26 protein-coding genes, 1 tRNA gene and 1 other RNA gene are annotated in these 26090 nt (G+C 40.5%); 26 read left to right on the top strand and 2 right to left on the bottom strand.

The features are described from left to right. The first annotated feature begins 3 nt into the window (after positions 1-3). From NMM19_RS07185 to NMM19_RS07175, 3 genes are all read left to right on the top strand, one after another. Positions 4-77: transfer RNA gene (locus NMM19_RS07185), tRNA-Asn, on the top strand. A 195-nt stretch (positions 78-272) separates the two neighbouring features. After that, positions 273-509, top strand: coding sequence for a sigma(X)-activator ComW (comW, locus tag NMM19_RS07180; RefSeq protein ID WP_220428599.1), 237 nt, complete (start codon positions 273-275; stop codon positions 507-509). A 240-nt stretch (positions 510-749) separates the two neighbouring features. Continuing rightward, a complete protein-coding gene (locus NMM19_RS07175) occupies positions 750-2036 on the top strand; it encodes an adenylosuccinate synthase (protein WP_178894388.1) in 1287 nt (428 codons plus the stop codon). 479 nt (positions 2037-2515) lie between these two features. Here NMM19_RS07175 and NMM19_RS07170 read toward each other — a convergent pair whose 3' ends face one another. Further along, positions 2516-3055: a hypothetical protein gene (locus NMM19_RS07170; RefSeq protein ID WP_178894389.1), complete on the bottom strand. Its 540-nt coding sequence runs from the start codon at positions 3053-3055 to the stop codon at positions 2516-2518. 301 nt (positions 3056-3356) lie between these two features. Here NMM19_RS07170 and tadA point away from each other — a divergent pair, with 301 nt between their 5' ends. From tadA to NMM19_RS07110, 12 genes are all read left to right on the top strand, one after another. Continuing rightward, positions 3357-3824, top strand: a complete 468-nt coding sequence (tadA, locus tag NMM19_RS07165; protein WP_178894390.1) for a tRNA adenosine(34) deaminase TadA — start codon at positions 3357-3359, stop codon at positions 3822-3824. A 32-nt stretch (positions 3825-3856) separates the two neighbouring features. Then, positions 3857-3955, top strand: an RNA gene (gene ffs / locus NMM19_RS07160) — signal recognition particle sRNA small type. Positions 3956-4008: 53 nt separating this feature from the next. Next, positions 4009-4452: a dUTP diphosphatase gene (locus tag NMM19_RS07155; RefSeq protein ID WP_006149117.1), complete on the top strand. Its 444-nt coding sequence runs from the start codon at positions 4009-4011 to the stop codon at positions 4450-4452. Further along, a complete protein-coding gene (locus NMM19_RS07150; protein ID WP_178894391.1) occupies positions 4403-4969 on the top strand; it encodes a histidine phosphatase family protein in 567 nt (188 codons plus the stop codon). Before NMM19_RS07155 ends, NMM19_RS07150 begins: the two co-directional genes overlap by 50 nt. A gap of 16 nt (positions 4970-4985) precedes the next feature. Then, entirely contained in the window at positions 4986-5477 is a 492-nt protein-coding gene (locus NMM19_RS07145; protein WP_178894392.1) for a hypothetical protein, read from the top strand. A 40-nt stretch (positions 5478-5517) separates the two neighbouring features. Further along, on the top strand, positions 5518-6882 hold the full coding sequence (radA, locus tag NMM19_RS07140) for a DNA repair protein RadA (RefSeq protein WP_178895638.1): 1365 nt from the start codon (positions 5518-5520) through the stop codon (positions 6880-6882). A 70-nt stretch (positions 6883-6952) separates the two neighbouring features. Next, on the top strand, positions 6953-7648 hold the full coding sequence (locus NMM19_RS07135; RefSeq protein WP_178894393.1) for a TIGR00266 family protein: 696 nt from the start codon (positions 6953-6955) through the stop codon (positions 7646-7648). Positions 7649-7810: 162 nt separating this feature from the next. Continuing rightward, entirely contained in the window at positions 7811-8305 is a 495-nt protein-coding gene (locus NMM19_RS07130; protein WP_004250355.1) for a carbonic anhydrase, read from the top strand. 215 nt (positions 8306-8520) lie between these two features. Beyond that, positions 8521-9489 carry a ribose-phosphate diphosphokinase gene (locus NMM19_RS07125; RefSeq protein ID WP_254730709.1) on the top strand — a complete coding sequence of 323 codons (969 nt, stop codon included), beginning with the start codon at positions 8521-8523 and terminating at the stop codon, positions 9487-9489. A 271-nt stretch (positions 9490-9760) separates the two neighbouring features. Beyond that, positions 9761-10135 (top strand): LPKTxAVK-anchored surface protein, encoded by a 375-nt coding sequence (locus tag NMM19_RS07120; protein ID WP_178894395.1) that lies wholly within the window; start codon positions 9761-9763, stop codon positions 10133-10135. Positions 10136-10213: 78 nt separating this feature from the next. Next, complete coding sequence (srtB, locus tag NMM19_RS07115; protein WP_178894396.1) at positions 10214-11059, top strand: class B sortase, LPKTxAVK-specific; 846 nt, start codon at positions 10214-10216, stop codon at positions 11057-11059. 141 nt (positions 11060-11200) lie between these two features. After that, positions 11201-11638 (top strand): CoA-binding protein, encoded by a 438-nt coding sequence (locus NMM19_RS07110; protein ID WP_178894397.1) that lies wholly within the window; start codon positions 11201-11203, stop codon positions 11636-11638. 133 nt (positions 11639-11771) lie between these two features. On the opposite strand, the gene NMM19_RS07105 is transcribed toward NMM19_RS07110, so the two are convergent. Further along, positions 11772-12782 carry a YeiH family protein gene (locus NMM19_RS07105; protein ID WP_178894398.1) on the bottom strand — a complete coding sequence of 337 codons (1011 nt, stop codon included), beginning with the start codon at positions 12780-12782 and terminating at the stop codon, positions 11772-11774. Between the two features lie 154 nt (positions 12783-12936). On the opposite strand from NMM19_RS07105, the gene NMM19_RS07100 reads away from it, so the two are divergent. The 11 genes from NMM19_RS07100 to purH all read left to right on the top strand — a co-directional run bounded on the left by NMM19_RS07100 (position 12937) and on the right by purH (position 25975). Beyond that, positions 12937-14106 (top strand): pyridoxal phosphate-dependent aminotransferase, encoded by a 1170-nt coding sequence (locus NMM19_RS07100; protein WP_178894399.1) that lies wholly within the window; start codon positions 12937-12939, stop codon positions 14104-14106. Then, on the top strand, positions 14103-14873 hold the full coding sequence (gene recO, locus NMM19_RS07095; RefSeq protein WP_006150509.1) for a DNA repair protein RecO: 771 nt from the start codon (positions 14103-14105) through the stop codon (positions 14871-14873). Before NMM19_RS07100 ends, recO begins: the two co-directional genes overlap by 4 nt. Then, the gene (gene plsX / locus NMM19_RS07090) at positions 14870-15862 is read left to right on the top strand and encodes a phosphate acyltransferase PlsX (protein ID WP_178894400.1); all 993 of its coding nucleotides are present in this window, start codon (positions 14870-14872) and stop codon (positions 15860-15862) included. Before recO ends, plsX begins: the two co-directional genes overlap by 4 nt. A 10-nt stretch (positions 15863-15872) precedes the next feature. Then, on the top strand, positions 15873-16109 hold the full coding sequence (locus NMM19_RS07085) for an acyl carrier protein (RefSeq protein ID WP_178894401.1): 237 nt from the start codon (positions 15873-15875) through the stop codon (positions 16107-16109). 199 nt (positions 16110-16308) lie between these two features. Beyond that, positions 16309-17016 carry a phosphoribosylaminoimidazolesuccinocarboxamide synthase gene (purC, locus tag NMM19_RS07080; RefSeq protein WP_178894402.1) on the top strand — a complete coding sequence of 236 codons (708 nt, stop codon included), beginning with the start codon at positions 16309-16311 and terminating at the stop codon, positions 17014-17016. 200 nt (positions 17017-17216) lie between these two features. Further along, positions 17217-20942 (top strand): phosphoribosylformylglycinamidine synthase, encoded by a 3726-nt coding sequence (locus NMM19_RS07075; protein WP_254730706.1) that lies wholly within the window; start codon positions 17217-17219, stop codon positions 20940-20942. Positions 20943-20954: 12 nt separating this feature from the next. Beyond that, complete coding sequence (gene purF / locus NMM19_RS07070) at positions 20955-22397, top strand: amidophosphoribosyltransferase (RefSeq protein WP_045613307.1); 1443 nt, start codon at positions 20955-20957, stop codon at positions 22395-22397. Positions 22398-22433: 36 nt separating this feature from the next. After that, positions 22434-23456, top strand: a complete 1023-nt coding sequence (purM, locus tag NMM19_RS07065; RefSeq protein ID WP_045762506.1) for a phosphoribosylformylglycinamidine cyclo-ligase — start codon at positions 22434-22436, stop codon at positions 23454-23456. Continuing rightward, complete coding sequence (gene purN, locus NMM19_RS07060; protein ID WP_178894404.1) at positions 23456-24013, top strand: phosphoribosylglycinamide formyltransferase; 558 nt, start codon at positions 23456-23458, stop codon at positions 24011-24013. Before purM ends, purN begins: the two co-directional genes overlap by 1 nt. Positions 24014-24015: 2 nt before the next feature. Next, positions 24016-24384: a hypothetical protein gene (locus tag NMM19_RS07055; protein WP_002224354.1), complete on the top strand. Its 369-nt coding sequence runs from the start codon at positions 24016-24018 to the stop codon at positions 24382-24384. Positions 24385-24427: 43 nt separating this feature from the next. Continuing rightward, positions 24428-25975: a bifunctional phosphoribosylaminoimidazolecarboxamide formyltransferase/IMP cyclohydrolase gene (purH, locus tag NMM19_RS07050; RefSeq protein WP_178894405.1), complete on the top strand. Its 1548-nt coding sequence runs from the start codon at positions 24428-24430 to the stop codon at positions 25973-25975. The last annotated feature ends 115 nt before the right edge of the window (positions 25976-26090 follow it).

Raw genomic sequence — 26090 nt, 5'->3', positions numbered from 1 at the left:
TTATCCGCCATAGCTCAGTTGGTAGTAGCGCATGACTGTTAATCATGATGTCGTAGGTTCGAGTCCTACTGGCGGAGTAGTAAACGTTCTAAGGAACGTTTTTTATTTTGTTTATATAAATTTAATATTTTTGTATCATTTTTCTGATCTGTTTTTACTTATTTTTTTTGTTTTAAGTTCGTTTAGCTTAAAATTTTAACTTTACAGAGATATCTTTCTTTTTAGTTAACCTTTCTGATAAACTTATTTTATCAATAAGAAAGGTTTTTTATATGCTCCAAAAGTATTATGATTATTGTTTTCTTTTTCTAAAACAGGTTGAAAAAGAATATTCATTTTTAGTTCAATCTAGTGATGATTGGGAGACGCTTCATTTAAAATTTCTACTCTATTACTTGGTTCGGTTTAGGATAAAAGATGAGAAGGATTTTCTTCTATGTCATTTTAGAGCAGCATACCGGATCTATCTTAATTATCTATTAGGGCAAAATTTAAATTATTCATTTTAATCAAATTTAATTTCATTTATTACGAACAATAATAATTAATTTATAAAAAATATTTAGATTATGCTAATTTTTTGTATTTTTAAAAATCAAAAGTTAAAGAATTCCCTAATCTTTTCTAGTGTTAATTCTTGATAAAATGGGGTTTTTTTCTTATAATAAATTGTAAGATATAATTGTGGGTGAGAGTCCCGCCACGTATATGAGAAAGGACGAGCCTTTTGGCTCAGACGAAATTTTATTATGACTTCAGTAGTTGTTGTAGGTACCCAATGGGGTGATGAAGGTAAAGGGAAAATTACAGATTTTCTTTCAGCTAATGCGGAAGTGATTGCTCGTTACCAAGGTGGTGACAATGCAGGTCACACAATTGTTATTGATGGAAAGAAATTTAAATTGCACTTGATCCCTTCAGGTATTTTCTTCCCAGAAAAAATTTCTGTAATTGGCAATGGGATGGTTGTAAACCCTAAATCTCTTGTGAAAGAATTGTCTTATCTGCATGAAGAAGGTGTTACAACAGATAATCTTCGAATTTCTGATCGTGCGCATGTTATCTTGCCTTATCACATTGAATTAGACCGTCTTCAAGAAGAAGCTAAGGGTGATAACAAGATTGGGACTACAATTAAAGGAATTGGTCCAGCCTATATGGACAAGGCAGCTCGTGTTGGAATCCGTATCGCAGATCTTTTGGATAAAGAGATTTTCCGTGAACGTTTAGAACGCAATCTTGCTGAGAAAAATCGTCAATTTGTAAAATTGTATGATAGCGAACCTATTTCATTTGATGATATTTTTGAAGAATATTATGAATATGGTCAACAAATCAAGCAATATGTAACAGATACTTCTGTTATCTTGAATGATGCACTTGATAATGGCAAACGTGTTCTCTTTGAAGGAGCTCAAGGCGTCATGTTAGATATTGACCAAGGTACTTATCCATTTGTTACTTCATCAAACCCTGTGGCTGGTGGTGTGACAATTGGTTCTGGAGTAGGTCCAAGCAAGATTGACAAGGTTGTAGGTGTTTGTAAGGCCTATACAAGTCGTGTAGGAGATGGTCCTTTCCCAACTGAGTTGTTTGATGAAGTGGGAGAACGCATTCGTGAAGTAGGTCATGAGTATGGAACAACTACTGGTCGTCCACGTCGTGTGGGCTGGTTTGACTCAGTTGTTATGCGTCATAGCCGTCGTGTTTCTGGTATCACAAATCTCTCTTTGAACTCTATCGATGTTTTGAGTGGCTTGGATACAGTAAAAATCTGTGTAGCTTATGATCTTGATGGTCAACGTATTGATTACTACCCAGCTAGTCTCGAACAATTGAAACGTTGCAAGCCAATCTATGAAGAATTGCCAGGTTGGCATGAAGATATTACTGGAGTACGTACTTTGGAAGATCTTCCTGAGAATGCACGTAACTATGTACGTCGTGTTAGCGAATTGGTGGGTGTGCGTATTTCAACATTCTCAGTAGGTCCTGGTCGTGAACAAACAAATATTTTAGAAAGTGTTTGGTCATAGGAGATTTTTTAAGATTTGTTTAAGACAGGTCGGATATACTATAGACAGTTACAAGAAGACCTCCTAACTTGTTGTAACAAATTTCCTAAACTTTTCTTTTTCATAATAATCTCCCTATAAAGTCACCGCATTCGGTGGCTTTTTTTGTCAGCTTTTAAGTCATATTTAGGTGGCTTCTTTACTTTTAAGACAAAGAAAAAAACAGTGAGACAGAAATCTTTAGACCAACTCTCGATTTGGTACACCCAGATCTGTGAGGTTTCAACATTTGGGTAAATTTGTTAAAGTTGTGAATTGAGAAAAGAAGTTTTGGTAAAAAAACTTTTTGAATTCTCAAATACCAACAAATCGTTCAATTTGCCATCACATCAAAGGCGCATAACTAAGAAAAAATGAGGTTGGGATTTCTGATCCCAGCCTCTTCAGTGAACTATTTTCTTGAGAATTTGTAAGTTAGACAAACTTGAATTTTTTCTGAATCAGCTTACTTGATTATCTGATTTATCACTTTGAAATTGCTTCATTTCGTGCATAAAAGCATCTGCTTTTAGTTTGCCTGTGATGATACTGACTCTGACTAGCTTATTTAGTTTTTTTTCATGTCCTTCTAAAAAAATAGGATTTCTAATTTTTATGCTTAACTTTACGCAATTAAAAGGACGCTTTATAATGGTTATTTGTTCGATATCTTGAAGTCCAAATTGATAATGTAATAGGCTGTGGCCTCTACTGCTATAGGTATAATACTGAACAATATTGTTTTTATAAATTTCTAATTTTACTCCATTTATGAAGAGATAATACCCCATAAACCATATAAGGAGGGGAGCATAAATCAGCGCTACTGCCATAACAATTTTGTCTGCAAAATCAGTATTGTAAGTCATCAGACGCTTTAGAATCCAGAGAATCATAACAGATATAGATATCATGGATGGTCCCCCTACTCTATTAAATGTATCTTTATATGGAAACATCAAGGTAAGTTTTGGTTCATCCTGTAAAAATTCTAATTGCATTAGTTACCCTTTCATCTTGTTTATTATTTAAATCTCAGGATAATCATCTCTTGGAGACTTATAGTTAAAAATCTTCCGACAGATCTGGACATTCTGTATCAGTTGTCTCCATTACTCTCAGTTCATGATTTCTAGTGTTTCTCTAAATTTTGCTACCATTATACTCTTTTTATAACATTATTTCTACAAACCAGAGATTGAATACTATCTAAAGTTGGTTTCTGCAAATATTATAGAGCTCTTTTTTTGTCTAGGAAAACATGCTATAATGATAGAATTGATAGCTAGGAAGAGAGAAGAGATGAATTACACGCTTGAAGAAAAAGAAGCTTTTATGAGAGAGGCCTTAAAAGAGGCAGAGATTGCTTTAGAGCATGATGAAATCCCGATTGGTTGTGTAATTGTCAAGGATGGAAAAGTCATTGGGAGAGGACACAATGCGCGAGAGGAGTTGCAACGGGCAGTCATGCATGCGGAAATTATGGCTATAGAGGATGCTAATTTGAGCGAAGAGAGTTGGCGTTTGCTCGATTGTACGCTTTTTGTGACCATTGAGCCTTGTGTTATGTGTAGTGGGGCAATTGGTCTCGCACGGATTCCAAACGTGGTCTACGGGGCTAAAAACCAGAAATTTGGCGCTGCTGGAAGTTTGTATGATATTTTGACGGATGAGCGGCTCAATCACCGTGTGGTTGTTGAAACAGGCATTTTAGAGAGTGATTGTGCAGGGATTATGCAGGACTTTTTCCGAAATCGACGTAAAAAATAATTTCTCTTTAAAAACAGAAGGGAATGTGGTATAATAACTAGTGGAGCAACAGTTCTGCGTGAAGCGGGTCAGGGGAGGAATCCAGCAGCCCTAAGCGAGTGTGAATTGTGTGCTCTTTTTTCGTGCTTTTTTCGAATAAATAAGATAAAATAGCCTAGAATAAAAGATTAAAAAGAGGAATAATATGAAAATTCGTGGTTTTGAATTAGTTTCTAGCTTTACAGATGAAAATTTGCTACCAAAGCGTGAGACAGCGCATGCAGCTGGGTACGACTTAAAGGTTGCGGTGCGTACGGTTCTCGCTCCAGGAGAGATTGTTCTCGTCCCAACGGGTGTTAAGGCTTATATGCAGCCGACTGAAGTGCTCTATCTCTATGACCGTTCATCAAATCCTCGTAAGAAGGGCTTGGTCTTGATCAACTCTGTTGGCGTTATTGATGGGGATTATTATGGAAATCCGGGAAATGAAGGCCATATCTTTGCTCAGATGAAAAATATTACCGATCAGGAAGTTGTTCTTGAAGTTGGAGAACGTGTAGTTCAGGCTGTCTTTGCTCCATTTTTAATTGCAGATGGAGATGAGGCAGACGGAGTTCGTACTGGTGGATTTGGATCGACTGGGCACTAAGATGAAGATTATTTTTGTACGTCACGGGGAGCCAGATTATCGTGTGTTAGAGGAGCATGCTTATTCCGGATTTGGAATGGATCTAGCTCCCTTATCTGAGAAGGGAAGGAAACAGGCTCAGGACCTTTGCCAAAATCCCTTGTTCCAATCAGCTGATCTGCTAGTAGCTTCTTCAGTGACACGAGCTTTAGAAACGGCTTCTTATCTTGCTAGTGCTATTGGATTTCCTTTGAGAGTGGAGCCATTATTGCATGAATGGCAAGTCTATGAAAGTGGCGTAGAGAATTTTGAAAAAGCTCGTACTCTATTTCTAGAAAATAATGGCTCCTTACCTCCTAATAGTCCTATTCAATATGAGACAGCTGAGGAAATGAGGTCTCGGTTTCTAAAATCTATGCGCAAGTATCGAGACTATCAGACAGTCGTTGTTGTCACTCATCGAATGCTCATGCGCCAGTTTGTGCCAAATGAGAAGATTGATTTTTGCCAAGTGATTGAGTGTGAGATAGAGATATAGAAAGAAGCACAATGAAATGAGTTATAAGGATTTTCAGGCTTTTAGCGCCGAGAATTGTCGAGGGTATAAGAAGATTTTTGAGATTAGTATTGGAGGGTTTCTTTACCTAGCATTTCTCCCTGATGCCTATCATAAAATTCTGTGTATTTCTTCAGACTACATGTCAATCATTGATAGCGAAAATGGGCAAGTAACACCGATAGACGGAGATTACGATGAGGTAGAGTTAGTAGCCATGTGTGAGGGATATGATTCACCTATCCCTATCGCTGGTCAATACGGTGGATATCTCCCTCTGGATAATGGCAAAGACATCAGAGTGACAATGGATAAAGACCAATCTGAAGATTATCCGATTTTAACCATTTATTGGGAAAAAGATAAGGAAGATAGAAGTCAAATCTATAAAGGTTATTTACCCTATATTTTTGGATTTAGCCCTGATGGTCAGTATTATGTCCATGCGGATGATGGCGGGCTTACTGTTTTGAAAAGAAATAGTCATTAATATAAAAATTAATAAGAGATTTTAAAATGAGAGGATTAGAATTATAGCAAAGAAAAAAGCGACATTTGTGTGTCAAAATTGTGAATATAATTCACCTAAGTATTTAGGACGTTGTCCAAACTGTGGAGCCTGGTCTTCTTTTGTAGAAGAAGTTGAGGTCGCAGAAGTCAAAAATGCGCGTGTCTCCTTGACAGGTGAGAAAACCAAGCCTATGAAATTGGCTGAAGTAACTTCTATTAATGTCAATCGAACTAAGACTGAGATGGAGGAGTTTAACCGAGTGCTTGGTGGAGGTGTGGTGCCAGGAAGTCTTGTCCTCATTGGTGGGGATCCAGGGATTGGGAAATCAACCCTTCTCTTACAAGTATCAACCCAGTTGTCTCAAGTAGGAACAGTTCTCTATGTCAGTGGGGAGGAGTCTGCTCAACAGATCAAACTTCGTGCAGAGCGCTTGGGGGATATTGATAGTGAGTTTTATCTCTATGCCGAGACCAATATGCAGAGCGTTCGTGCAGAAGTCGAACGTATCCAGCCGGATTTCCTTATCATCGATTCGATTCAGACCATTATGTCTCCTGAAATTTCAGGGGTACAAGGCTCGGTTTCCCAAGTACGTGAGGTGACAGCTGAACTCATGCAGCTGGCCAAGACTAATAACATTGCCATCTTTATCGTCGGTCATGTAACCAAGGAAGGAACCTTGGCTGGTCCTCGTATGCTGGAGCATATGGTAGATACCGTGCTTTACTTTGAAGGGGAACGCCACCATACCTTCCGTATCTTAAGAGCAGTCAAAAATCGTTTTGGCTCGACTAATGAGATTGGAATCTTTGAGATGCAGTCAGGTGGGCTAGTAGAGGTACTCAATCCAAGCGAGGTCTTTCTAGAAGAACGTTTGGATGGGGCAACTGGTTCGTCAATCGTTGTGACTATGGAAGGGACACGTCCGATTTTGGCGGAGGTGCAGGCCTTGGTGACACCGACTATGTTTGGGAATGCCAAGCGAACTACAACTGGTCTTGATTTCAATCGTGTTAGCTTGATTATGGCTGTTTTGGAGAAACGGGCAGGTTTGCTCCTCCAAAATCAGGATGCCTACCTCAAATCTGCAGGTGGCGTCAAATTGGATGAGCCTGCCATTGACCTTGCGGTAGCAGTTGCTATTGCATCAAGTTACAAGGATAAACCAACCAACCCTCAGGAATGTTTTGTGGGAGAGTTGGGCTTGACTGGAGAGATTCGGCGTGTGAATCGTATCGAACAACGAATCAACGAAGCTGCTAAGCTTGGATTTACAAAAATCTATGTACCAAAGAATTCTTTAACTGGAATCAAGCCACCTAAGGAAATTCAGGTGATTGGGGTGACGACTATTCAGGAAGTCTTGAAAAAGGTGTTCTCTTAATAGTTATGGTCAGTTTTAGATGACTAATTATTTTATTGCTAACAATTATTAAAACAAGGAGGAATTTCTGATGAAATTTTCTATGGACAGTCAAATGCAATTTCCTTTGGTAGAGTTGTCGCTCAACCAAGGAGAAACAGTCTTTATCCAGCGTGGAAGCATGGTCTACCATACACCCAATGTAAGTCTCAATACCCAGCTCAATGCTAGCGGATCTGGTTTGGGACGTTTTGTCAAAGCTGTAGGGCGTTCAATGGTTTCTGGTGAAAGTACCTTTATCACTCAAGCTGTTGCTGAGTCTGACAACGGGAATCTTGCTTTAGCACCAGATACTCCTGGTCAAGTGATTGCTCTTGAGATAGGTGAAAAGCAATATCGATTGAATGATGGAGCCTTTCTAGCTCTTGATGGTACAGCTTTCTATACAATGGAGCGCCAGTCTATTGGGAAAGCTCTGTTCGGAGGGCAAGGCGGTCTCTTTGTGATGACTACTCAAGGTCAAGGAACTCTTTTGGCCAATGCTTTTGGTTCGATTAAAAAAATTGAACTACAAAACCAAGAAGTAACGATTGATAATGCTCATGTGGTGGCTTGGAGCCAGTCTTTGGACTATGATATTCACCTAGAAAATGGTTTCTGGCAGTCTATTGGTACAGGCGAAGGAGTGGTGAATACCTTCCGAGGTAGCGGTGAGGTCTATGTACAAAGTCTCAATCTTCAAAGCTTTGCAGGCTCACTTAACAAGTATATCCAAAAAGGTTCATAATAATAAAAAAACTAGGACAGAAACCCAAGCTAGACGCTGGATGTCTCTGTCCCAGTTTTTTTATATGAAAGTTAACAGCTGACAAGACAAAGAAAAGATGGTAAGATAGGAGATAAATAATTTGGTGTTCAAATTATCTGGCAGACTAGAAAGTGAGTTGTCATGTCCTATTTTGAAAATTTTTTAAAAGCCAATCAAGCTTATGTAGAACTACATGGAGATTTGCATTTATCCATTAAACCTAAGACCAAGGTTGCAATCGTAACTTGTATGGATTCGCGTCTACACGTTGCGCCAGCTCTGGGGTTAGCTCTGGGAGATGCCCATATTTTACGGAATGCGGGTGGTCGAGTGACTGAGGATATGATTCGTTCACTTGTAATTTCTCAACAACAAATGGGGACAAGAGAAATTGTGGTTCTTCATCATACAGACTGCGGGGCTCAAACCTTCAATAACGAGGATTTTCAAGAGCACCTAAAATGTGAATTGGGAGTTGATGTATCTGGGCAGGACTTTTTACCGTTTCAAGACATCGATGAGAGTGTTCGAGAGGATATGAAATTGCTGCGAGAATGCCCCTTAATTCCAGATGATGTTATTATTTCAGGAGCTGTTTACGATGTGGATACAGGTAGTATGAGGGAGATATACTAACTTTCTAATTAAAAGTTTCTGGAGTAGCATGAAGTAGGATGAGAAGGTTGACAAGTTTCTCCTTTGATATCACTAATATAAGATAGCATAAGATAAGAGTATAAAAGTCTGCTCTTGTCTTATTTTTTATTGAAAAATCGAGAAAAAAGCGCTACAATGGTAGATGGAAAAATGTTGTGAAAAACACAAGTGATACATAAATACCGGAGGAAATCATGTCTTTTTCTGATTTAAAGCTGTTTGCCCTTTCTTCAAATAGAGAATTGGCAGAGCGTGTGGCGCAAGAGATTGGGATAGAGTTGGGAAAATCGACTGTTCGTCAATTTTCAGATGGAGAAATTCAAGTTAACATCGAAGAATCTATCCGTGGGAAACATGTCTTTATCTTACAATCAACTAGCTCATCTGTAAATGACAATCTACTAGAGATTTTGATTATGGTTGATGCTTTGAAACGTGCCAGTGCAGAATCCGTCAACGTTGTAATGCCTTACTATGGTTATGCGCGTCAGGATAGAAAGGCTAGAGCGCGTGAACCAATCACTGCAAAACTCGTGGCAAATATGCTTGAAGTAGCTGGAGTAGATCGTTTGTTGACAATTGATTTGCACGCTGCACAGATTCAAGGATTCTTTGATATTCCTGTTGATCACTTGATGGGTGCTCCTTTGATTGCGGATTACTTTGAGCGTCGTGGTATGGTTGGTTCTGACTATGTTGTTGTCAGTCCAGACCATGGTGGTGTCACTCGTGCTCGTAAATTAGCAGAATTCTTGAAAACTCCGATTGCGATTATTGATAAACGTCGTAGCGTAGACAAGATGAATACTAGTGAAGTGATGAACATCATTGGTAAGGTTGAAGGTAAAACTTGTATCTTGATTGACGATATGATTGATACAGCCGGAACCATTTGTCACGCGGCAGATGCACTTGCTGAAGCTGGAGCTGTTGAAGTTTACGCAAGCTGTACACACCCAGTTCTTTCAGGGCCAGCTATGGAGAACATCCAAAAATCAGCTATTAAAAAATTGGTTGTTTTGGATACTATCTACCTACCAGAGGAACGTTTGATTGATAAGATTGAGCAAATCTCTATCGCTCATCTTTTAGGCGATGCAATCATCCGTATCCACGAAAAACGTCCTCTTTCTCCATTGTTTAGTATTGAGAAGACTATTTAAATTTACAGTTGAGGAAATAAAAAAACGCTTATAAATTCAGAACCCTATCGCTCACAGAATTCTGTATTGTTCGGAGTTTAAATGTTTTTGTATCAATTGTTTCAAGAATATTATTTGATTTTTTAAATTAGAATGAATTTTACTTATTTTTTACCAGAAAAAAATAAATTTATTTTTAAAAAAGCTTGACAACTTAAATATATGTGATATAATCTGATTAGTGAGGTAATCCCTCATGAAATAAATTTTAAAAAAAAGAGGAGATAAAACAATGAAAAAAGTTTTATTATCATCAGTAGCAGCACTTGCTGTATTCGCATCAGCAGCGCCAGTATTTGCCGAAGACGGAGCATATGGACTTGGAGCAACTCGTTGGTCAAACGAATCAGGTGTTTGGGTTGACAACAACGATGTAGCAGCAACTCCTGACCAAATTAAAGAGTACAACGACAAAGACCTTGGTACTAAGTCTGAACAATGGACTCGCGACGCTAACAAACTTAAAAAAGGTGAACACCTTAAAGTTGACAAAGGTGACGCTGCTAAAGCTGCAGACCAAAAAGCTGCAGACCAAAAAGCTGCAGGTCAAAAAGCTCCAGCAGCTGCAGGTCAAAAAGCTCTTCCTAAAACAAGTGCAGTTAAATAATTCATTTGTTTAATGAAGTAACCAATCACTGAAACTTGGTTTCAGTGATTTTTTTGGTAAATAATGAGGGAGAAAATAATGAGTGAACATTCTAGGATAAAAAAATCACCCATTGGTAAAATAATAGCTTCCATTCTTACATTCGTTGTCATTGTTTTTGGTGGTTTCTTTGTTTATAATAGCTTCCTAGCTCCAAAACCAGATAAACAAAATAATGTTACTGATGTAAAAGTTACTCAGGAAGCTCCTAAGCAGACCTATACTGTTAGTGCAGAAGAAAAGGAATATCTCGCTAATAAATTTAAAGGCTTGCTCGCAACAAACTCTGAAACGGTTGGTTATGTATATATTCCTGGCACACAGTTAGATGAACCGGTCGTTCAAACAACGGATAACGCAACTTATCTAGATAAAACGTTTGAAGGTGTGCATCAACCTCTAATGGGAGCAGTCTTTATGGATGCTGATAACAAGAAGGATTTTAGTGATCGTTTAACATGGTTATTTGGTCACGCTAGAGGAAGTAAAGTACCTGACCATCGTATGTTTAAAGACGTAAATTACTTCAGTAGTCAAGATTATTTCGATAAACATCCTTATGTAGTCATTGAAACGCCGGAAAGAAAGTACTATTATGAAGCCATTGCAGTGGTTATAGTTCCAGAAACAACAGCGTTTTATCGTACTTCTTTTGAAGATGACGCGGATTTTGAAAAGCAATTGACAGCTATTTATGACGAGGCAAAAGTTAAGAAACCAAATGTTAAGGTGTCTCCAAAAGATAAATATATGGTTCTGTCAACTTGTCTTGAAGAAGATGATACGATTCGTACAAATATTTACCTTCGACAAATTCCTGATTCAGAGATGACTGACTTTGTCAAACAACATGGTGAAGAACTTCAGTATAAACCAACAAGATAATAAAATTAAAAAAACTATATGAATCCTCTTAAAATTAAATGAAATAGTTTAATTTTGGGAGGATTTTTTGATTTTGATTTTTATAGTAAATTTCTGCAAGCCTTTTCAAAATGTGCTATACTGATGAAAAGGAGGGTTTCTATGACTCAAGAATTTATCAATCCAAGTGATGGAGTGGTCCGTCAGTATCTAGCAACCAGTAAAACTCTAGCTGTAGTAGGCTTATCCGATCGTGAGGAAACCACTAGCAATCGAGTGACTAAAGAAATGCAGGATCGTGGCTATAAAATTATTCCAGTTAACCCTAAAGCTGCAGGTAGCGAGATTTTGGGAGAAAAGGCTTATGCCAGTCTAGCTGAAATTCCTTTCCCTGTAGATATCGTCAATGTATATCGTCGCAGTGAATTTTTACCTGATGTAGCACGAGACTTTCTCAAGGCGGATGCTAAGATTTTCTGGGCACAACTAGGACTTGAAAGTTTGGAAGCAGAAGAAATCTTGCGTGCTGGGGGATGCGATGACATCGTGATGAACCGTTGTATTAAGAGAGAACATACACGTTTAATTCTTGAACAATAAAAAGGTAGCTGATGGGCTACCTTTTATGTTGTACTCAATGAAAATCAAAGAGCAAACTAGGAAACTAGCCGCAGGCTGTACTTGAGTACGGCAAGACGACGTTGACGTGGTTTGAAGAGATTTTCGAAGAGTATTAGAAAATGCCGATGAGTGTTTGCATACCAAGACTAGTCAGGATGATGGCAATCCAGCAAAGGGCTCCAAGAAGAATGGATTTTCCACTGGATTTGATCATAGCAATGAGGTTGGTTTTGAGACCAATAGCACTCATAGCCATGATGATGAGGAATTTGGAGAGTTGTTTGAGAGGTGAAAAGAAGCTATTGCTGACACCGAAAGATGTGAGAAGAGTAGTTAGCAGAGAAGCTAGGATGAAGTAGAGAATGAAAACGGGGAAGATTTTTTTAAGCTTTACTCCTTGGTTGTTTCCTTGTTGACGGCTCTGCCAGTAGGAGAGGAAGAGAGTAATAGGGATAATAGCCAGGGTGCGTGTCAGTTTGACAATAGTAGCAGATTCGAGAGTATTGCTTTGGTAAAGACTATCCCAGGCGCTAGCTGTGGCTGTTACAGAGGATGTATCGTTGACTGCAGTACCCGCAAAGAGAGCAAAACCTTCGTTGGAAAGATGGAGCCAAGAACCTAGAGTTGGAAAGATAAGAGCTGCCAAGACATTGAAGAAAAAGATAACAGAAATGGCTTGGGCTACTTCTTTTTCCTTGGCGTGAATAACAGGAGCAGTCGCTGCAATGGCAGAACCGCCACAGATAGAAGAGCCTACCCCAACCAAAGTAGCTAGCTTTGTATCAAGGTTAAAAAAGCGTTGGAAAAAGAAAGCTATAATCAAAGCAATTGAAATAGTTGAGAGGATGACAGGAAGGGAAGATTTTCCAACTGCGAAAACTTGTGAGATATTGAGTCCAAACCCAAGCAAGATAACAGCATACTGAAGCAATTTTTTGGAGCTATAAGTCAAACCAGCATCCAGTTGTTTATAGGGAGTGAGAAAGGGGTAGAGAATCATTCCGATAAAAATGGCGAAAACAGGTGCTCCCACAACAGGCAGAAAGCCTCCTAAAACCCAAGAAATGATAGATATAATAAGACAGGCTAACAGTCCTGCCCAATTTTTTGATAGAAATGACATAAAAACCTCCGAAAATAAATACTCCTTATTATAATCTTATCTGTCAGAAAAGTAAAATAGAAAGTAGGAATAAGGTTGTAAATTAACGGAATTTTGCGGTCAGAGAGCTTTTGTAGTATAATAGATATATGTTCTTTGATCAAGGAGGATATATATGGATTTAACCAAACGCTTTAATAAACAATTAGATAAGATACAAGTTTCCTTGATTCGTCAATTTGACCAGGCTATTTCAGAGATTCCTGGTGTCTTGCGATTGACCTTGGGAGAACCAGATTTTACAACGCCAGATCATGTCAAGGAAGCTGCAAAGCGAGCCATTGACCAAGATCAATCCTACTATACAGGGATGAGCGGTTTGTTGACATTGCGTCAGGCGGCGAGTGATTTTGTAAAAGAGAAATATCAGCTAGATTATAATCCAGAGAATGAAATTTTGGTCACAATTGGTGCGACAGAGGCTCTATCAGCTACTCTGACAGCTATTTTGGAGGAAGGAGACAAGGTTCTCTTGCCAGCTCCTGCTTATCCTGGCTATGAGCCAATAGTTAATCTAGTTGGTGCAGAGATTGTCGAGATTGATACGACTGAGAATGGTTTTGTCTTAACTCCAGAAATGCTAGAAAAAGCGATTTTAGAGCAAGGTGACAAGCTCAAGGCAGTTATTCTCAACTATCCAGCTAACCCTACAGGAATTACTTATAGTCGCGAGCAATTAGAAGCCTTGGCAGCTGTTTTACGTAAGTATGAGATTTTCGTAGTCTGTGATGAAGTCTACTCAGAATTGACCTATACAGGGGGAAATCATGTATCTTTGGGGACTATGTTGAGAGATCAGGCAATTATCATTAACGGTCTTTCTAAATCCCATGCCATGACAGGTTGGCGTTTAGGTTTTATCTTTGCACCAGCAAACTTCACAGCTCAACTCATCAAGAGTCATCAGTATTTGGTAACTGCTGCAAACACCATGGCGCAACATGCTGCGGTGGAAGCATTGACAGCTGGTAAGAACGATGCAGAATCCATGAAGAAGGAATATATCCAACGTCGGGACTACATTATTGAGAAGATGACTAAGCTTGGGTTTGAAATCATCAAGCCGGACGGTGCTTTTTATATCTTTGCTAAGATTCCGGCAGGCTATAATCAAGATTCTTTTGCTTTTCTGAAGGATTTTGCCCAGAAGAAGGCTGTTGCTTTTATTCCTGGTGCTGCCTTTGGTCAGTATGGAGAGGGCTATGTTCGCCTATCTTATGCAGCTAGCATGGAAACCATCAGAGAAGCTATGAAACGACTTGAGGAGTACATGAGAGAAGCATGATTCAATCGATTACGAGTCAGGGTTTAGTACTTTACAACCGAAACTTTCGAGAGGATGATAAGCTTGTTAAAATCTTTACAGAACAGGCAGGCAAGCGCATGTTTTTTGTGAAGCATGCTGGTCAATCCAAACTAGCTCCGGTTATTCAGCCTTTAGTCTTGGCCCATTTTCTCCTAAAAGTCAATGACGATGGACTTAGTTATATAGAAGATTATCATGAGGTGAAGACTTTTCCGAAAATCAATAGTGACCTCTTTGTTATGGCTTATGCGACCTACGTTGCGGCCTTGGCAGATGCGAGTTTGCAGGATAATCAAGAAGATGCTCCCCTATTTGCTTTTTTGCAAAAGACTTTAGAGCTGATGGAAGAGGGTCTGGATTATCAAGTTTTGACCAATATTTTTGAAATTCAAATATTGACACGTTTCGGAATTAGCCTTAATTTTAACGAGTGCACTTTTTGTCATCGTGTGGGGCAAGCCTTTGACTTCTCCTTCAAATACGGGGGTTGTCTTTGTCCCGATCATTACCATGAAGATGAGAAACGATGTCATTTAAATCCCAATATTCCTTATCTGCTCAATCAATTTCAAGCCATTGATTTTGAGACCTTGGAGACTATCTCACTTAAGGCCGAAATCAAGCAGGACTTGCGCAAGTTTATGGACCAAATCTATGAGGAATATGTCGGCATTCATCTGAAATCAAAGAAATTTATTGATTCCCTAGCCGACTGGGGACAACTACTGAAAGAGGAAGACAAATGAAAAAAATCGCAGTTGATGCAATGGGTGGCGATTACGCACCACAAGCTATTGTAGAGGGAGTTAATCAAGCCCTTGCTGACTTTTCAGATATTGAAGTCCAACTTTATGGAGATGAAAGCAAAATCAAGCAATATCTAACAGCTACAGAGCGAGTTAGTATTATCCATACTGATGAAAAAATCGACTCAGAGGATGAGCCTACAAAAGCCATTCGCAAGAAGAAAAATTCCAGCATGGTATTGGCAGCTAAGGCTGTCAAAGATGGAGAGGCAGATGCAGTTCTTTCTGCAGGAAATACAGGTGCCTTGTTGGCAGCGGGATTCTTCATCGTTGGTCGTATCAAAAATATTGATCGACCTGGATTGATGTCAACATTGCCAACTATAGATGGAAAAGGCTTTGATATGCTTGACCTTGGTGCTAATGCAGAAAATACCGCCCATCACCTTCATCAATACGCTATCTTAGGTTCCTTCTATGCTAGAAATGTTCGTGGTATTGAAAAACCTCGTGTAGGTTTGCTTAATAACGGGACAGAGAGTAGCAAGGGAGATTCACTCCGCAAGGAAGCCTATGACCTATTAGCTGCTGACGAGAGTCTGAATTTCGTCGGAAATGTGGAAGCGCGTGATTTGATGGATGGTGTTGCTGATGTAGTCGTAACAGATGGTTTCACGGGAAACGCTGTGCTCAAAGCTATTGAAGGGACTGCTATGGGTATCATGGGCTTGCTCAAAAATGCTATTGTAGGTGGCGGTCTTAGAGCCAAGCTAGGTGCTTTCCTTCTTAAGGATAACCTCAGAGGTTTGAAAAAACAGCTCAACTATTCAGATGTTGGAGGTGCGGTCTTGTTTGGTGTTAAGGCGCCAGTAGTTAAGACTCATGGTTCAAGTGATGCCAAAGCTGTCTATAGCACAATACGCCAGATTCGTACCATGCTCGAGACAGATGTAGTTGCCCAAACTGCGCGTGAATTTTCAGAGGAATAAGGAGAATAATATGACAGCTCAACAAATTTTTGACCGTATCGTAACCATCATTCAAGAGCGTCAAGGAGAAGACTTTGTCGTAACCGAAAACTTGAGTTTAAAGGATGATTTGGATGCTGATTCAGTAGATTTGATGGAATTTATCCTAACCATTGAGGATGAATTTGGAATTGAGATCAGTGATGAAGAAATTGACAACCTCCAAAGTGTCGCAGACGTATTAGCCATCATTAAAAATAGAATATAAGAAAAAGCAACATGCTGGCCATGTTGCTTTTTTGATTGTGTGGAGTTTGAATGATTATGGTCTGGTTATCTAAATAGTCTGATTTGATTTTTTTCTAAACGTTTTAGAACGAAGAATACGTTTACGTTCGTAAAACATTTGATTTCTGCTTGTTTTTGTGTTAGAATGAGGCCAAGTAATACGAAAGGCGAACAAGAAAATGTCCAGTAAACTTATTTATACGGGAAAAGCTAAAGATATCTATACTACAGAAGACGAACATGTGATTAGGTCCGTTTATAAGGACCAGGCTACCATGCTGAATGGTGCTCGTAAAGAGACCATCGAAGGCAAAGGTGTGCTCAATAATCAGATTTCGTCTCTTATTTTTGAAAAATTGAATGCTGCGGGTGTGGCTACTCACTTTATCGAACGTATCTCTGATACCGAACAATTGAACAAGAAGGTTTCAATCATTCCTTTGGAGGTTGTGCTTCGTAACGTGACTGCGGGTTCTTTCTCAAAACGTTTCGGTGTTGAAGAAGGTTTGGACTTGAAAACTCCAATCGTTGAATTTTACTACAAAAATGATGAGTTGGATGATCCATTTATCAATGATGAGCATGTCAAGTTCTTGGATATTGCCAATGATGAGCAAATTGCTTATATCAAGGAAGAAACGCGTCGTATCAATGAATTGTTGAAAGATTGGTTTGCACAAATTGGTCTTCGTTTGATTGACTTCAAATTGGAATTTGGTTTTGATAAGGATGGCAAGATTATCTTGGCAGATGAATTTTCACCAGATAACTGCCGCCTTTGGGATGCTGAAGGGCACCATATGGACAAGGATGTTTTCCGTAGGGATTTGGGCAGTCTAACGGATGTTTATAAGGTTGTGTTAGAGAAGTTGCAAGACTTGAAATAAGTTGTTTGAAACGGGAAACCTTCGTCTTTCAAGTAAAAGGACTCAGGCTGAAAAGGTCTACTAGACCTTTTCACTCCGTCGTGATCTTGGTAGCTTGACAGATGTTTATGAAGTTGTATTGGAAAAATTGCAGGGCTTGAAGTAAAGTTCTGCTTGGTCGTCACTACAATCTTTAAGTAGAAATAGATAAAGGAACTAAAATGGATAAACGTATTTTCGTTGAGAAAAAAGCTGATTTTCGTGTCAAATCTGACTCTTTGGTAAAAGAATTACAGCATAATCTTCAGTTGAAAACTTTGAATGATCTTCGGATTGTTCAGGTTTATGATGTTTTTGGTTTGGCAGAGGACTTGTTTGCGCGTGCGGAAAAACATATCTTCTCTGAGCAGGTGACCGATACTGTTTTGGATGAAGCTACGGTTAAGGCTGATCTTGAGAAGTATGCTTTCTTTGCTATCGAAAGCTTGCCGGGTCAATTTGACCAACGTGCGGCATCTTCACAGGAAGCTTTGCTGTTGTTGGGTAGTTCAAATGATGTAACAGTGAACACAGCACAATTGTACTTGGTTAACAAGGATATTGATGCGAATGAGTTGGAAGCTGTCAAAAATTATCTCTTGAACCCAGTTGATTCTCGTTTCAAAGACATCACTGTTGGTATTGCCAAACAAGAATTTTCTGAGTCTGATAAGACCATTCCAAGCTTGGATTTCTTTGAAACTTATACGGCAGAAGATTTTGCACAGTATAAGGCTGAGCAAGGATTGGCAATGGAAGTGGATGACCTTCTCTTCATCCAAGATTACTTCAAATCTATTGGCCGTGTGCCAACTGAGACTGAGTTGAAGGTGTTGGATACTTACTGGTCTGACCACTGCCGTCACACAACTTTCGAGACTGAGTTGAAAAACATCGACTTCTCAGCTTCTAAATTCAAAAAACAATTGCAAGCAACTTATGACAAGTATATTGCCATGCGTGATGAGTTGGGACGTACAGAAAAACCTCAAACCTTGATGGACATGGCGACTATTTTTGGCCGTTATGAGCGTGCTAATGGTCGTTTGGATGACATGGAAGTGTCTGATGAAATCAATGCCTGCTCTGTTGAAATTGAAGTGGATGTCAATGGTGTCAAAGAACCATGGCTTCTTATGTTCAAGAATGAAACCCACAACCACCCAACTGAGATTGAACCATTTGGTGGAGCGGCTACTTGTATCGGTGGTGCCATTCGTGACCCATTGTCAGGTCGTTCATACGTTTACCAAGCTATGCGTATCTCAGGTGCTGGTGATATTACAACACCAATTGCTGAAACTCGTGCTGGTAAATTGCCACAACAAGTGATTTCTAAAACAGCGGCTCACGGTTATTCTTCATACGGTAACCAAATTGGTCTTGCAACAACTTACGTTCGTGAATACTTCCACCCAGGTTTCGTTGCTAAGCGTATGGAGCTAGGTGCAGTTGTCGGTGCGGCTCCTAAGGAAAATGTTGTCCGTGAGAAACCTGAAGCAGGTGATGTGATTATCTTGCTCGGTGGTAAGACTGGACGTGATGGTGTCGGTGGTGCGACAGGCTCTTCTAAAGTTCAAACGGTTGAATCTGTTGAAACAGCTGGTGCTGAGGTTCAAAAAGGGAATGCCATCGAAGAACGTAAGATTCAACGTCTTTTCCGTAATGGGGAAGTGACCCGTCTGATCAAGAAATCAAATGACTTTGGTGCTGGTGGTGTCTGTGTGGCTATCGGTGAATTGGCAGATGGTCTTGAAATTGATCTAGACAAAGTGCCATTGAAATACCAAGGCTTGAACGGTACAGAAATTGCTATCTCTGAATCTCAAGAGCGTATGGCCGTAGTGGTTCGTCCAGAAGATGTAGATGCTTTCGTTGCAGCATGTAATAAAGAAAATATTGATGCTGTTGTCGTTGCGACAGTGACTGAAAAACCAAATCTTGTCATGCACTGGAATGGTGAAACCATCGTTGATTTGGAACGTCGTTTCCTTGATACAAACGGTGTACGTGTGGTTGTAGATGCTAAGGTGGTTGACAAGGATGTCAAGCTTCCAGAAGAACGTCAAACATCTGCTGAAACACTTGAAGCGGATACTCTTGAAGTCTTGGCTGACCTGAACCATGCCAGTCAAAAAGGGTTACAAACCATCTTTGATAGTTCAGTTGGTCGTTCAACAGTCAATCACCCACTCGGTGGTCGCTACCAAATCACACCAACGGAAGCTTCTGTACAGAAATTGCCAGTCCAACATGGCGTGACAACAACTGCTTCTGTTATGGCGCAAGGATTCAACCCTTATGTAGCAGAATGGTCTCCATATCATGGCGCTGCCTATGCAGTAATCGAAGCAACAGCTCGTTTGGTTGCTACTGGTGCAAATTGGTCTAAGGCTCGTTTCTCTTATCAAGAATACTTCGAGCGTATGGATAAACAAGCAGAGCGTTTTGGTCAACCAGTAGCTGCTCTCCTTGGATCCATTGAAGCCCAGATTCAACTTGGTTTACCATCTATCGGTGGTAAAGACTCTATGTCTGGTACCTTTGAAGAATTGACAGTACCACCAACCTTGGTTGCTTTTGGTGTGACAACTGCAGATAGTCGTAAGGTTCTTTCTCCAGAATTTAAAGCTGCTGGTGAAAATATTTACTACATTCCTGGTCAAGCTTTGGCACAAGAAATTGACTTTGATCTTATTAAATCCAACTTCGCTCAATTTGAAGCTATCCAAGCAGAGCGTAAAGTCACATCTGCATCAGCTGTCAAATATGGTGGTGTGGTTGAAACTCTTGCCCTTGCAACATTTGGTAACCATATTGGTGCCACTGTAAGCCTTGAAAATCTTGAGACTGCCTTGACAGGTCAATTGGGTGGATTCGTCTTCACATCTCCTGAAGAGATTGCAGGTGTTGCCAAGATTGGACAAACCGCAGCTGACTTTACACTTACTGTCAACGGTGTAACGCTTGATGGGCACAAACTTGACAGTGCCTTCCAAGGTAAATTGGAAGAGGTTTACCCAACTGAATTTGTACAAGCTACTGAAATCGAAGAAGTACCTGCTGTGGCATCTGATACTGTGATCAAAGTTAAAGAAACAGTTGAGACACCAGTGGTTTACATCCCAGTATTCCCAGGTACTAACTCTGAGTACGATTCAGCTAAAGCCTTTGAAAAAGAAGGTGCAAAAGTCAACTTGGTACCATTTGTAACACTTAATGAAGAAGCAATTGTCAAGTCTGTTGACACCATGGTTGACAATATCGAAAAAGCTAACATTATCTTCTTTGCAGGTGGTTTCTCAGCAGCGGATGAACCAGATGGATCAGCTAAATTCATCGTGAACATCTTGCTCAATGAAAAAGTACGTGCAGCCATTGATAGCTTCATCGAACGCGGTTGTTTGATCATCGGTATCTGTAACGGATTCCAAGCCCTTGTTAAATCAGGTCTTCTTCCATATGGTAACTTTGAAGATGCAAGTAGCACGAGTCCAACCCTCTTCTACAATGATGCCAACCAACACGTGGCCAAGATGGTGGAAACACGTATTGCCAACACGAACTCACCATGGCTTGCTGGAGTAAAAGTTGGTGACATCCATGCCATCCCAGTATCACACGGTGAAGGTAAGTTTGTCGTGACTGCTGAGGAATTTGCGGAACTTCGTGACAATGGTCAAATCTTTACCCAATACGTTGACTTTGATGGTAAACCAAGCATGGATTCTAAATACAATCCTAACGGATCTGTAAATGCGATCGAAGGTATCACAAGTAAGAACGGTCAAATTATTGGTAAGATGGGTCACTCAGAACGTTTCGAAGACGGTCTCTTCCAAAATATTCCAGGAAATAAAGACCAACACCTCTTTGCGTCAGCGGTTAAATACTTTACTGGAAAATAAAAGGTATACAAAATGACATACGAAGTAAAATCTCTTAATGAAGAATGTGGTGTTTTTGGTATCTGGGGCCACCCAGATGCTGCCAAATTAACCTATTTTGGCCTCCATAGTCTTCAGCACCGTGGTCAGGAGGGGGCAGGGATCCTCTCCAATGATCATGGACAATTGAAGCGTCATCGAGATATGGGGCTTTTATCAGAAGTCTTCAAAAATCCTGCTAATTTGGATAAATTGACAGGAACTGGAGCTATTGGACACGTGCGTTATGCGACTGCGGGAGAAGCTTCTGTAGACAATATCCAACCTTTCCTCTTCCGTTTTCACGATATGCAGTTTGGTTTGGCTCACAATGGGAATCTGACCAATGCAGAATCTCTCAAGCAAGAATTGGAACAAAGAGGGGCAATCTTCAGTTCAACCTCTGATTCAGAAATCTTGGCTCACTTGATTCGTCGTAGCCACAATCCAAACCTGATGGGCAAAATCAAGGAAGCACTCAGTCTTGTCAAAGGTGGTTTCGCTTATCTCTTGATGTTTGAAGATAAGTTAATTGCAGCGCTTGATCCAAATGGTTTCCGTCCTCTGTCAATCGGGAAAATGGCGAATGGAGCAGTTGTCGTTTCCTCTGAAACCTGTGCCTTTGAAGTCATTGGTGCTGAGTGGATTCGTGACGTGAAACCAGGCGAGATTGTCATTATTGATGATAATGGCATCCAGTATGACAGCTATACAAACGATACTCAGTTGGCAATCTGTTCCATGGAGTATATCTACTTTGCCCGTCCTGACTCGAATATCCATGGTGTCAATGTCCATACGGCTCGTAAGAGAATGGGAGCTCAATTGGCACGTGAGTTCAAGCATGAAGCCGATATCGTAGTTGGTGTTCCAAATTCCTCACTCAGCGCAGCGATGGGCTTTGCGGAAGAATCAGGGTTGCCAAATGAAATGGGTCTTATCAAGAACCAATATACGCAACGGACATTTATCCAACCAACTCAAGAATTGCGTGAGCAAGGGGTTCGAATGAAATTGTCTGCCGTTTCTGGTGTCGTGAAAGGCAAACGTGTGGTCATGATTGATGACTCGATTGTGCGAGGAACAACATCTCGTCGTATTGTCCAACTTTTGAAAGAAGCAGGAGCGTCAGAAGTACACGTTGCCATCGGTAGTCCTGCTCTTGCCTATCCATGTTTCTACGGGATTGATATCCAGACACGTCAGGAGTTGATTGCGGCCAATCATACCGTTGAGGAAACTTGCCAAATCATTGGTGCGGATAGCCTGACTTATCTTTCGATTGATGGCTTGATTGACTCTATTGGGATTGAAACAGATGCGCCAAATGGCGGTCTCTGTGTGGCTTACTTTGATGGGAAATATCCAACTCCTCTCTATGACTATGAAGAAGAATATCGTAGAAGTTTGGAAGAAAAAACGAGTTTTTACAAATAAAATTCCCCATTGAAGGAAAGGAAAAGGAATAAACAAATGACAAATAAAAATGCTTATGCGCAGTCTGGTGTGGACGTTGAAGCGGGTTATGAAGTTGTTGAACGTATCAAAAAACACGTGGCACGTACGGAGCGTGCAGGTGTTATGGGAGCTCTCGGTGGCTTCGGTGGTATGTTCGACCTTTCAAAAACAGGTGTCAAAGAGCCTGTTTTGATTTCAGGTACAGATGGTGTCGGTACTAAACTCATGCTTGCTATCAAGTACGACAAACACGATACCATCGGTCAAGACTGTGTGGCCATGTGTGTTAACGATATCATCGCTGCAGGTGCGGAGCCCCTTTACTTCCTTGACTATATCGCAACTGGTAAAAATGAACCAGCTAAATTAGAGCAAGTCGTTGCTGGTGTTGCAGAAGGTTGTGTGCAGGCTGGTGCAGCCCTTATCGGTGGCGAAACAGCTGAAATGCCTGGTATGTATGGTGAAGATGACTATGATTTGGCTGGGTTTGCTGTCGGTGTTGCAGAAAAATCTCAAATCATTGACGGTTCAAAAGTAGCTGAAGGGGATGTGATTCTTGGACTTGCTTCAAGCGGTATCCACTCAAATGGTTACTCACTTGTTCGTCGTGTCTTTGCAGATTACACAGGTGAGGAAGTTCTCCCAGAATTGGAAGGGAAGAAACTTAAAGACGTTCTTTTGGAACCAACTCGTATCTACGTCAAAGCAGCTTTGCCACTCATCAAAGAAGAATTGGTCAACGGAATTGCCCACATCACAGGTGGTGGTTTCATCGAAAATGTACCACGTATGTTCGCGGATGACTTGGCTGCTGAAATTGACGAAAGCAAAGTGCCAGTTCTTCCAATTTTCAAAGCTCTTGAAAAATATGGCCAAATCAAACACGAAGAAATGTTTGAAATCTTCAACATGGGAATTGGTCTCATGCTTGCGGTCAAACCAGAAAATGTGGAACGTGTCAAAGAACTTCTTGACGAACCTGTTTATGAAATTGGTCGGATTGTCAAGAAGACAGATGCAAGTGTGGTGATTAAATAATGACTAAAAGGCTTGCTGTTTTTGCCTCTGGTAACGGCTCAAACTTTCAGGTGATTGCAGAACAATTTCCAGTAGAATTTGTCTTTTCAGATCATCGGGATGCCTATGTACTTGAGCGTGCAGAGAATCTTGGGGTATTATCCTACGCTTTTGAACTCAAGGAGTTTGAAAACAAGGCAGACTATGAAGGAGCCATCGTCGAACTCTTGGATGAACACCAGATTGACCTCGTTTGTCTCGCAGGCTACATGAAAATCGTCGGGCCAGCCTTGTTAGCAGCTTATGAAGGTCGTATCATCAATATTCACCCGGCTTATCTCCCTGAATTTCCAGGTGCTCATGGCATTGAGGATGCTTGGAATGCAGGCGTTGCTGAGAGCGGTGTGACTATCCATTGGGTGGATTCTGGTGTTGATACTGGGAAGGTCATCAAACAAGTCCGAGTGCCCCGCCTTGAAGGGGATACCCTTGATACTTTCGAGACTCGCATCCATGAAGCGGAGTACAAGTTGTATCCAGAAGTGTTGGAACATTTGGGAGTGGAGAGGAAGAAATGATTATGGACCAATACTATATGGAGTTAAAGAATAAGTTATCTAACAGACCAATCCTACTGGATAATACAAATGATTTTCTTTTTGTTTTAGTAAATACAGTGAAAGCCATGATAGAAAATACTGATAAAAGTCAGCTTTCAGAGTTAGATAAAATTTTAGACGGTGTCACAAGTCAAGAATTAAAACTTGCCTATGATTTTTGTCAAGGGAAATTCGGTCAAGCAGGTTTTTCTTATCGTCGGCACCCGAATTATTTTTATTTGTCCAGTTTAATTGCGACTTTTCCAGAATTTGAGTTGTCTAAGGCAGACCGAGATTACCTCAAAGGAATCATAAATTTTGATAACTACCTTTTATATGAGTTAGATTAGTCTTTAATCACCTCAAAATCCTATTTATTCAAAAGGAGAAAAAATGACAAAACGAGCACTTATTTCAGTCTCAGACAAAGCGGGTATTGTTGAATTTGCCCAAGAACTAAAAAAACTCGGTTGGGACATCATCTCAACTGGTGGTACTAAAGTTGCCCTTGACAATGCTGGGGTGGAGACCATTGCTATCGATGATGTGACTGGTTTCCCGGAAATGATGGACGGTCGTGTGAAGACCCTCCACCCAAATATCCACGGAGGGCTTCTCGCTCGTCGTGACTTGGATAGCCACTTGGAAGCAGCTAAGGATAATAATATCGAACTTATCGACCTTGTTGTGGTAAACCTTTACCCATTCAAGGAAACGATTCTTAAACCAGACGTGACTTACGCTGATGCGGTTGAAAATATCGATATTGGTGGTCCGTCTATGCTTCGTTCAGCAGCTAAAAACCACGCTAGCGTAACAGTTGTGGTAGACCCTGCTGACTATGCTGTTGTTCTTGACGAATTATCAGCGAACGGCGAAACAAGCTACGAAACTCGCCAACGTTTGGCAGCGAAAGTATACCGTCACACAGCTTCATACGATGCCTTGATTGCAGAATACTTCACAGCTCAAGTGGGTGAAACAAAACCTGAAAAACTTACTTTGACTTACGACCTTAAGCAACCAATGCGTTACGGTGAAAACCCTCAACAAGACGCTGACTTCTACCAAAAAGCTTTACCAACGGATTATTCGATTGCATCAGCGAAACAACTTAACGGTAAAGAATTGTCCTTTAACAATATCCGTGATGCTGATGCCGCTATCCGTATCATCCGTGACTTCAAAGATCGTCCAACCGTGGTGGCTCTCAAACACATGAATCCATGTGGGATCGGTCAAGCTGATGATATCGAAACTGCTTGGGACTACGCTTATGAGTCTGATCCAGTGTCTATCTTTGGTGGTATTGTCGTTCTCAACCGTGAAGTAGATGCTGCGACAGCTAAAAAGATGCACGGCGTTTTCCTCGAAATCATCATTGCACCAAGCTACACAGACGAGGCGCTTGAAATTTTGACAACCAAGAAGAAAAACTTGCGCATCCTTGAGTTGCCGTTTGATGCTCAAGATGCTAGCGAAGTGGAAGCAGAATACACTGGTGTTGTTGGTGGTCTCCTCGTTCAAAACCAAGACGTTGTTAAAGAAAGTCCAGCTGACTGGCAAGTAGTGACCAAACGCCAACCAACTGAAACAGAAGCGACAGCTCTTGAGTTTGCTTGGAAAGCTATCAAGTACGTCAAATCAAATGGGATCATCGTGACCAACGACCACATGACACTTGGTGTTGGCCCAGGTCAAACCAATCGTGTGGCATCTGTCCGCATCGCTATTGACCAAGCTAAAGACCGTCTTGACGGTGCTGTTCTTGCTTCGGATGCCTTCTTCCCATTTGCGGATAACGTGGAAGAAATCGCCAAAGCAGGTATCAAGGCCATCATCCAGCCAGGGGGCTCTGTCCGTGACCAAGAATCCATCGAAGCGGCTGATAAATACGGCTTGACCATGGTCTTCACAGGCGTGAGACATTTTAGACATTAAGAAAATAAAAGGGAAGAAAACAGTTTCTTTCCTTTTTTTGCTTAAAAAGCGAAACGAAACAAGATTAAAACGAACGTTTATGGTATAATATTGGTAAATAATTCGCAAAAGAGGT

It is taken from the genome of Streptococcus sp. CF8_St5-17 (assembly GCF_024295665.1).
Taxonomy (GTDB): Bacteria; Bacillota; Bacilli; order Lactobacillales; family Streptococcaceae; genus Streptococcus.
Note: the sequence above shows the minus strand (reverse complement) of the source record. Positions and strands in the feature narration are given on the sequence as shown.

Excerpts from the sequence above, each read along its gene's own strand:
- purN (WP_178894404.1), top strand. The coding sequence starts at position 23,456 with ATGACTAAAAGGCTTGCTGTTTTTGCCTCTGGTAACGGCTCAAACTTT.
- purM (WP_045762506.1), top strand. The coding sequence starts at position 22,434 with ATGACAAATAAAAATGCTTATGCGCAGTCTGGTGTGGACGTTGAAGCG.
- NMM19_RS07175 (WP_178894388.1), top strand. The coding sequence starts at position 750 with ATGACTTCAGTAGTTGTTGTAGGTACCCAATGGGGTGATGAAGGTAAA.
- tadA (WP_178894390.1), top strand. The coding sequence starts at position 3,357 with ATGAATTACACGCTTGAAGAAAAAGAAGCTTTTATGAGAGAGGCCTTA.
- purC (WP_178894402.1), top strand. The coding sequence starts at position 16,309 with ATGTCCAGTAAACTTATTTATACGGGAAAAGCTAAAGATATCTATACT.
- plsX (WP_178894400.1), top strand. The coding sequence starts at position 14,870 with ATGAAAAAAATCGCAGTTGATGCAATGGGTGGCGATTACGCACCACAA.
- NMM19_RS07125 (WP_254730709.1), top strand. The coding sequence starts at position 8,521 with ATGTCTTTTTCTGATTTAAAGCTGTTTGCCCTTTCTTCAAATAGAGAA.
- NMM19_RS07155 (WP_006149117.1), top strand. The coding sequence starts at position 4,009 with ATGAAAATTCGTGGTTTTGAATTAGTTTCTAGCTTTACAGATGAAAAT.
- NMM19_RS07110 (WP_178894397.1), top strand. The coding sequence starts at position 11,201 with ATGACTCAAGAATTTATCAATCCAAGTGATGGAGTGGTCCGTCAGTAT.
- recO (WP_006150509.1), top strand. The coding sequence starts at position 14,103 with ATGATTCAATCGATTACGAGTCAGGGTTTAGTACTTTACAACCGAAAC.
- NMM19_RS07130 (WP_004250355.1), top strand. The coding sequence starts at position 7,811 with ATGTCCTATTTTGAAAATTTTTTAAAAGCCAATCAAGCTTATGTAGAA.
- srtB (WP_178894396.1), top strand. The coding sequence starts at position 10,214 with ATGAGTGAACATTCTAGGATAAAAAAATCACCCATTGGTAAAATAATA.
- NMM19_RS07085 (WP_178894401.1), top strand. The coding sequence starts at position 15,873 with ATGACAGCTCAACAAATTTTTGACCGTATCGTAACCATCATTCAAGAG.
- comW (WP_220428599.1), top strand. The coding sequence starts at position 273 with ATGCTCCAAAAGTATTATGATTATTGTTTTCTTTTTCTAAAACAGGTT.
- NMM19_RS07105 (WP_178894398.1), bottom strand. The coding sequence starts at position 12,782 with ATGTCATTTCTATCAAAAAATTGGGCAGGACTGTTAGCCTGTCTTATT.
- purH (WP_178894405.1), top strand. The coding sequence starts at position 24,428 with ATGACAAAACGAGCACTTATTTCAGTCTCAGACAAAGCGGGTATTGTT.
- NMM19_RS07100 (WP_178894399.1), top strand. The coding sequence starts at position 12,937 with ATGGATTTAACCAAACGCTTTAATAAACAATTAGATAAGATACAAGTT.
- NMM19_RS07170 (WP_178894389.1), bottom strand. The coding sequence starts at position 3,055 with ATGCAATTAGAATTTTTACAGGATGAACCAAAACTTACCTTGATGTTT.
- NMM19_RS07135 (WP_178894393.1), top strand. The coding sequence starts at position 6,953 with ATGAAATTTTCTATGGACAGTCAAATGCAATTTCCTTTGGTAGAGTTG.
- NMM19_RS07150 (WP_178894391.1), top strand. The coding sequence starts at position 4,403 with ATGAGGCAGACGGAGTTCGTACTGGTGGATTTGGATCGACTGGGCACT.
- purF (WP_045613307.1), top strand. The coding sequence starts at position 20,955 with ATGACATACGAAGTAAAATCTCTTAATGAAGAATGTGGTGTTTTTGGT.
- NMM19_RS07145 (WP_178894392.1), top strand. The coding sequence starts at position 4,986 with ATGAGTTATAAGGATTTTCAGGCTTTTAGCGCCGAGAATTGTCGAGGG.
- NMM19_RS07120 (WP_178894395.1), top strand. The coding sequence starts at position 9,761 with ATGAAAAAAGTTTTATTATCATCAGTAGCAGCACTTGCTGTATTCGCA.
- NMM19_RS07075 (WP_254730706.1), top strand. The coding sequence starts at position 17,217 with ATGGATAAACGTATTTTCGTTGAGAAAAAAGCTGATTTTCGTGTCAAA.
- NMM19_RS07055 (WP_002224354.1), top strand. The coding sequence starts at position 24,016 with ATGGACCAATACTATATGGAGTTAAAGAATAAGTTATCTAACAGACCA.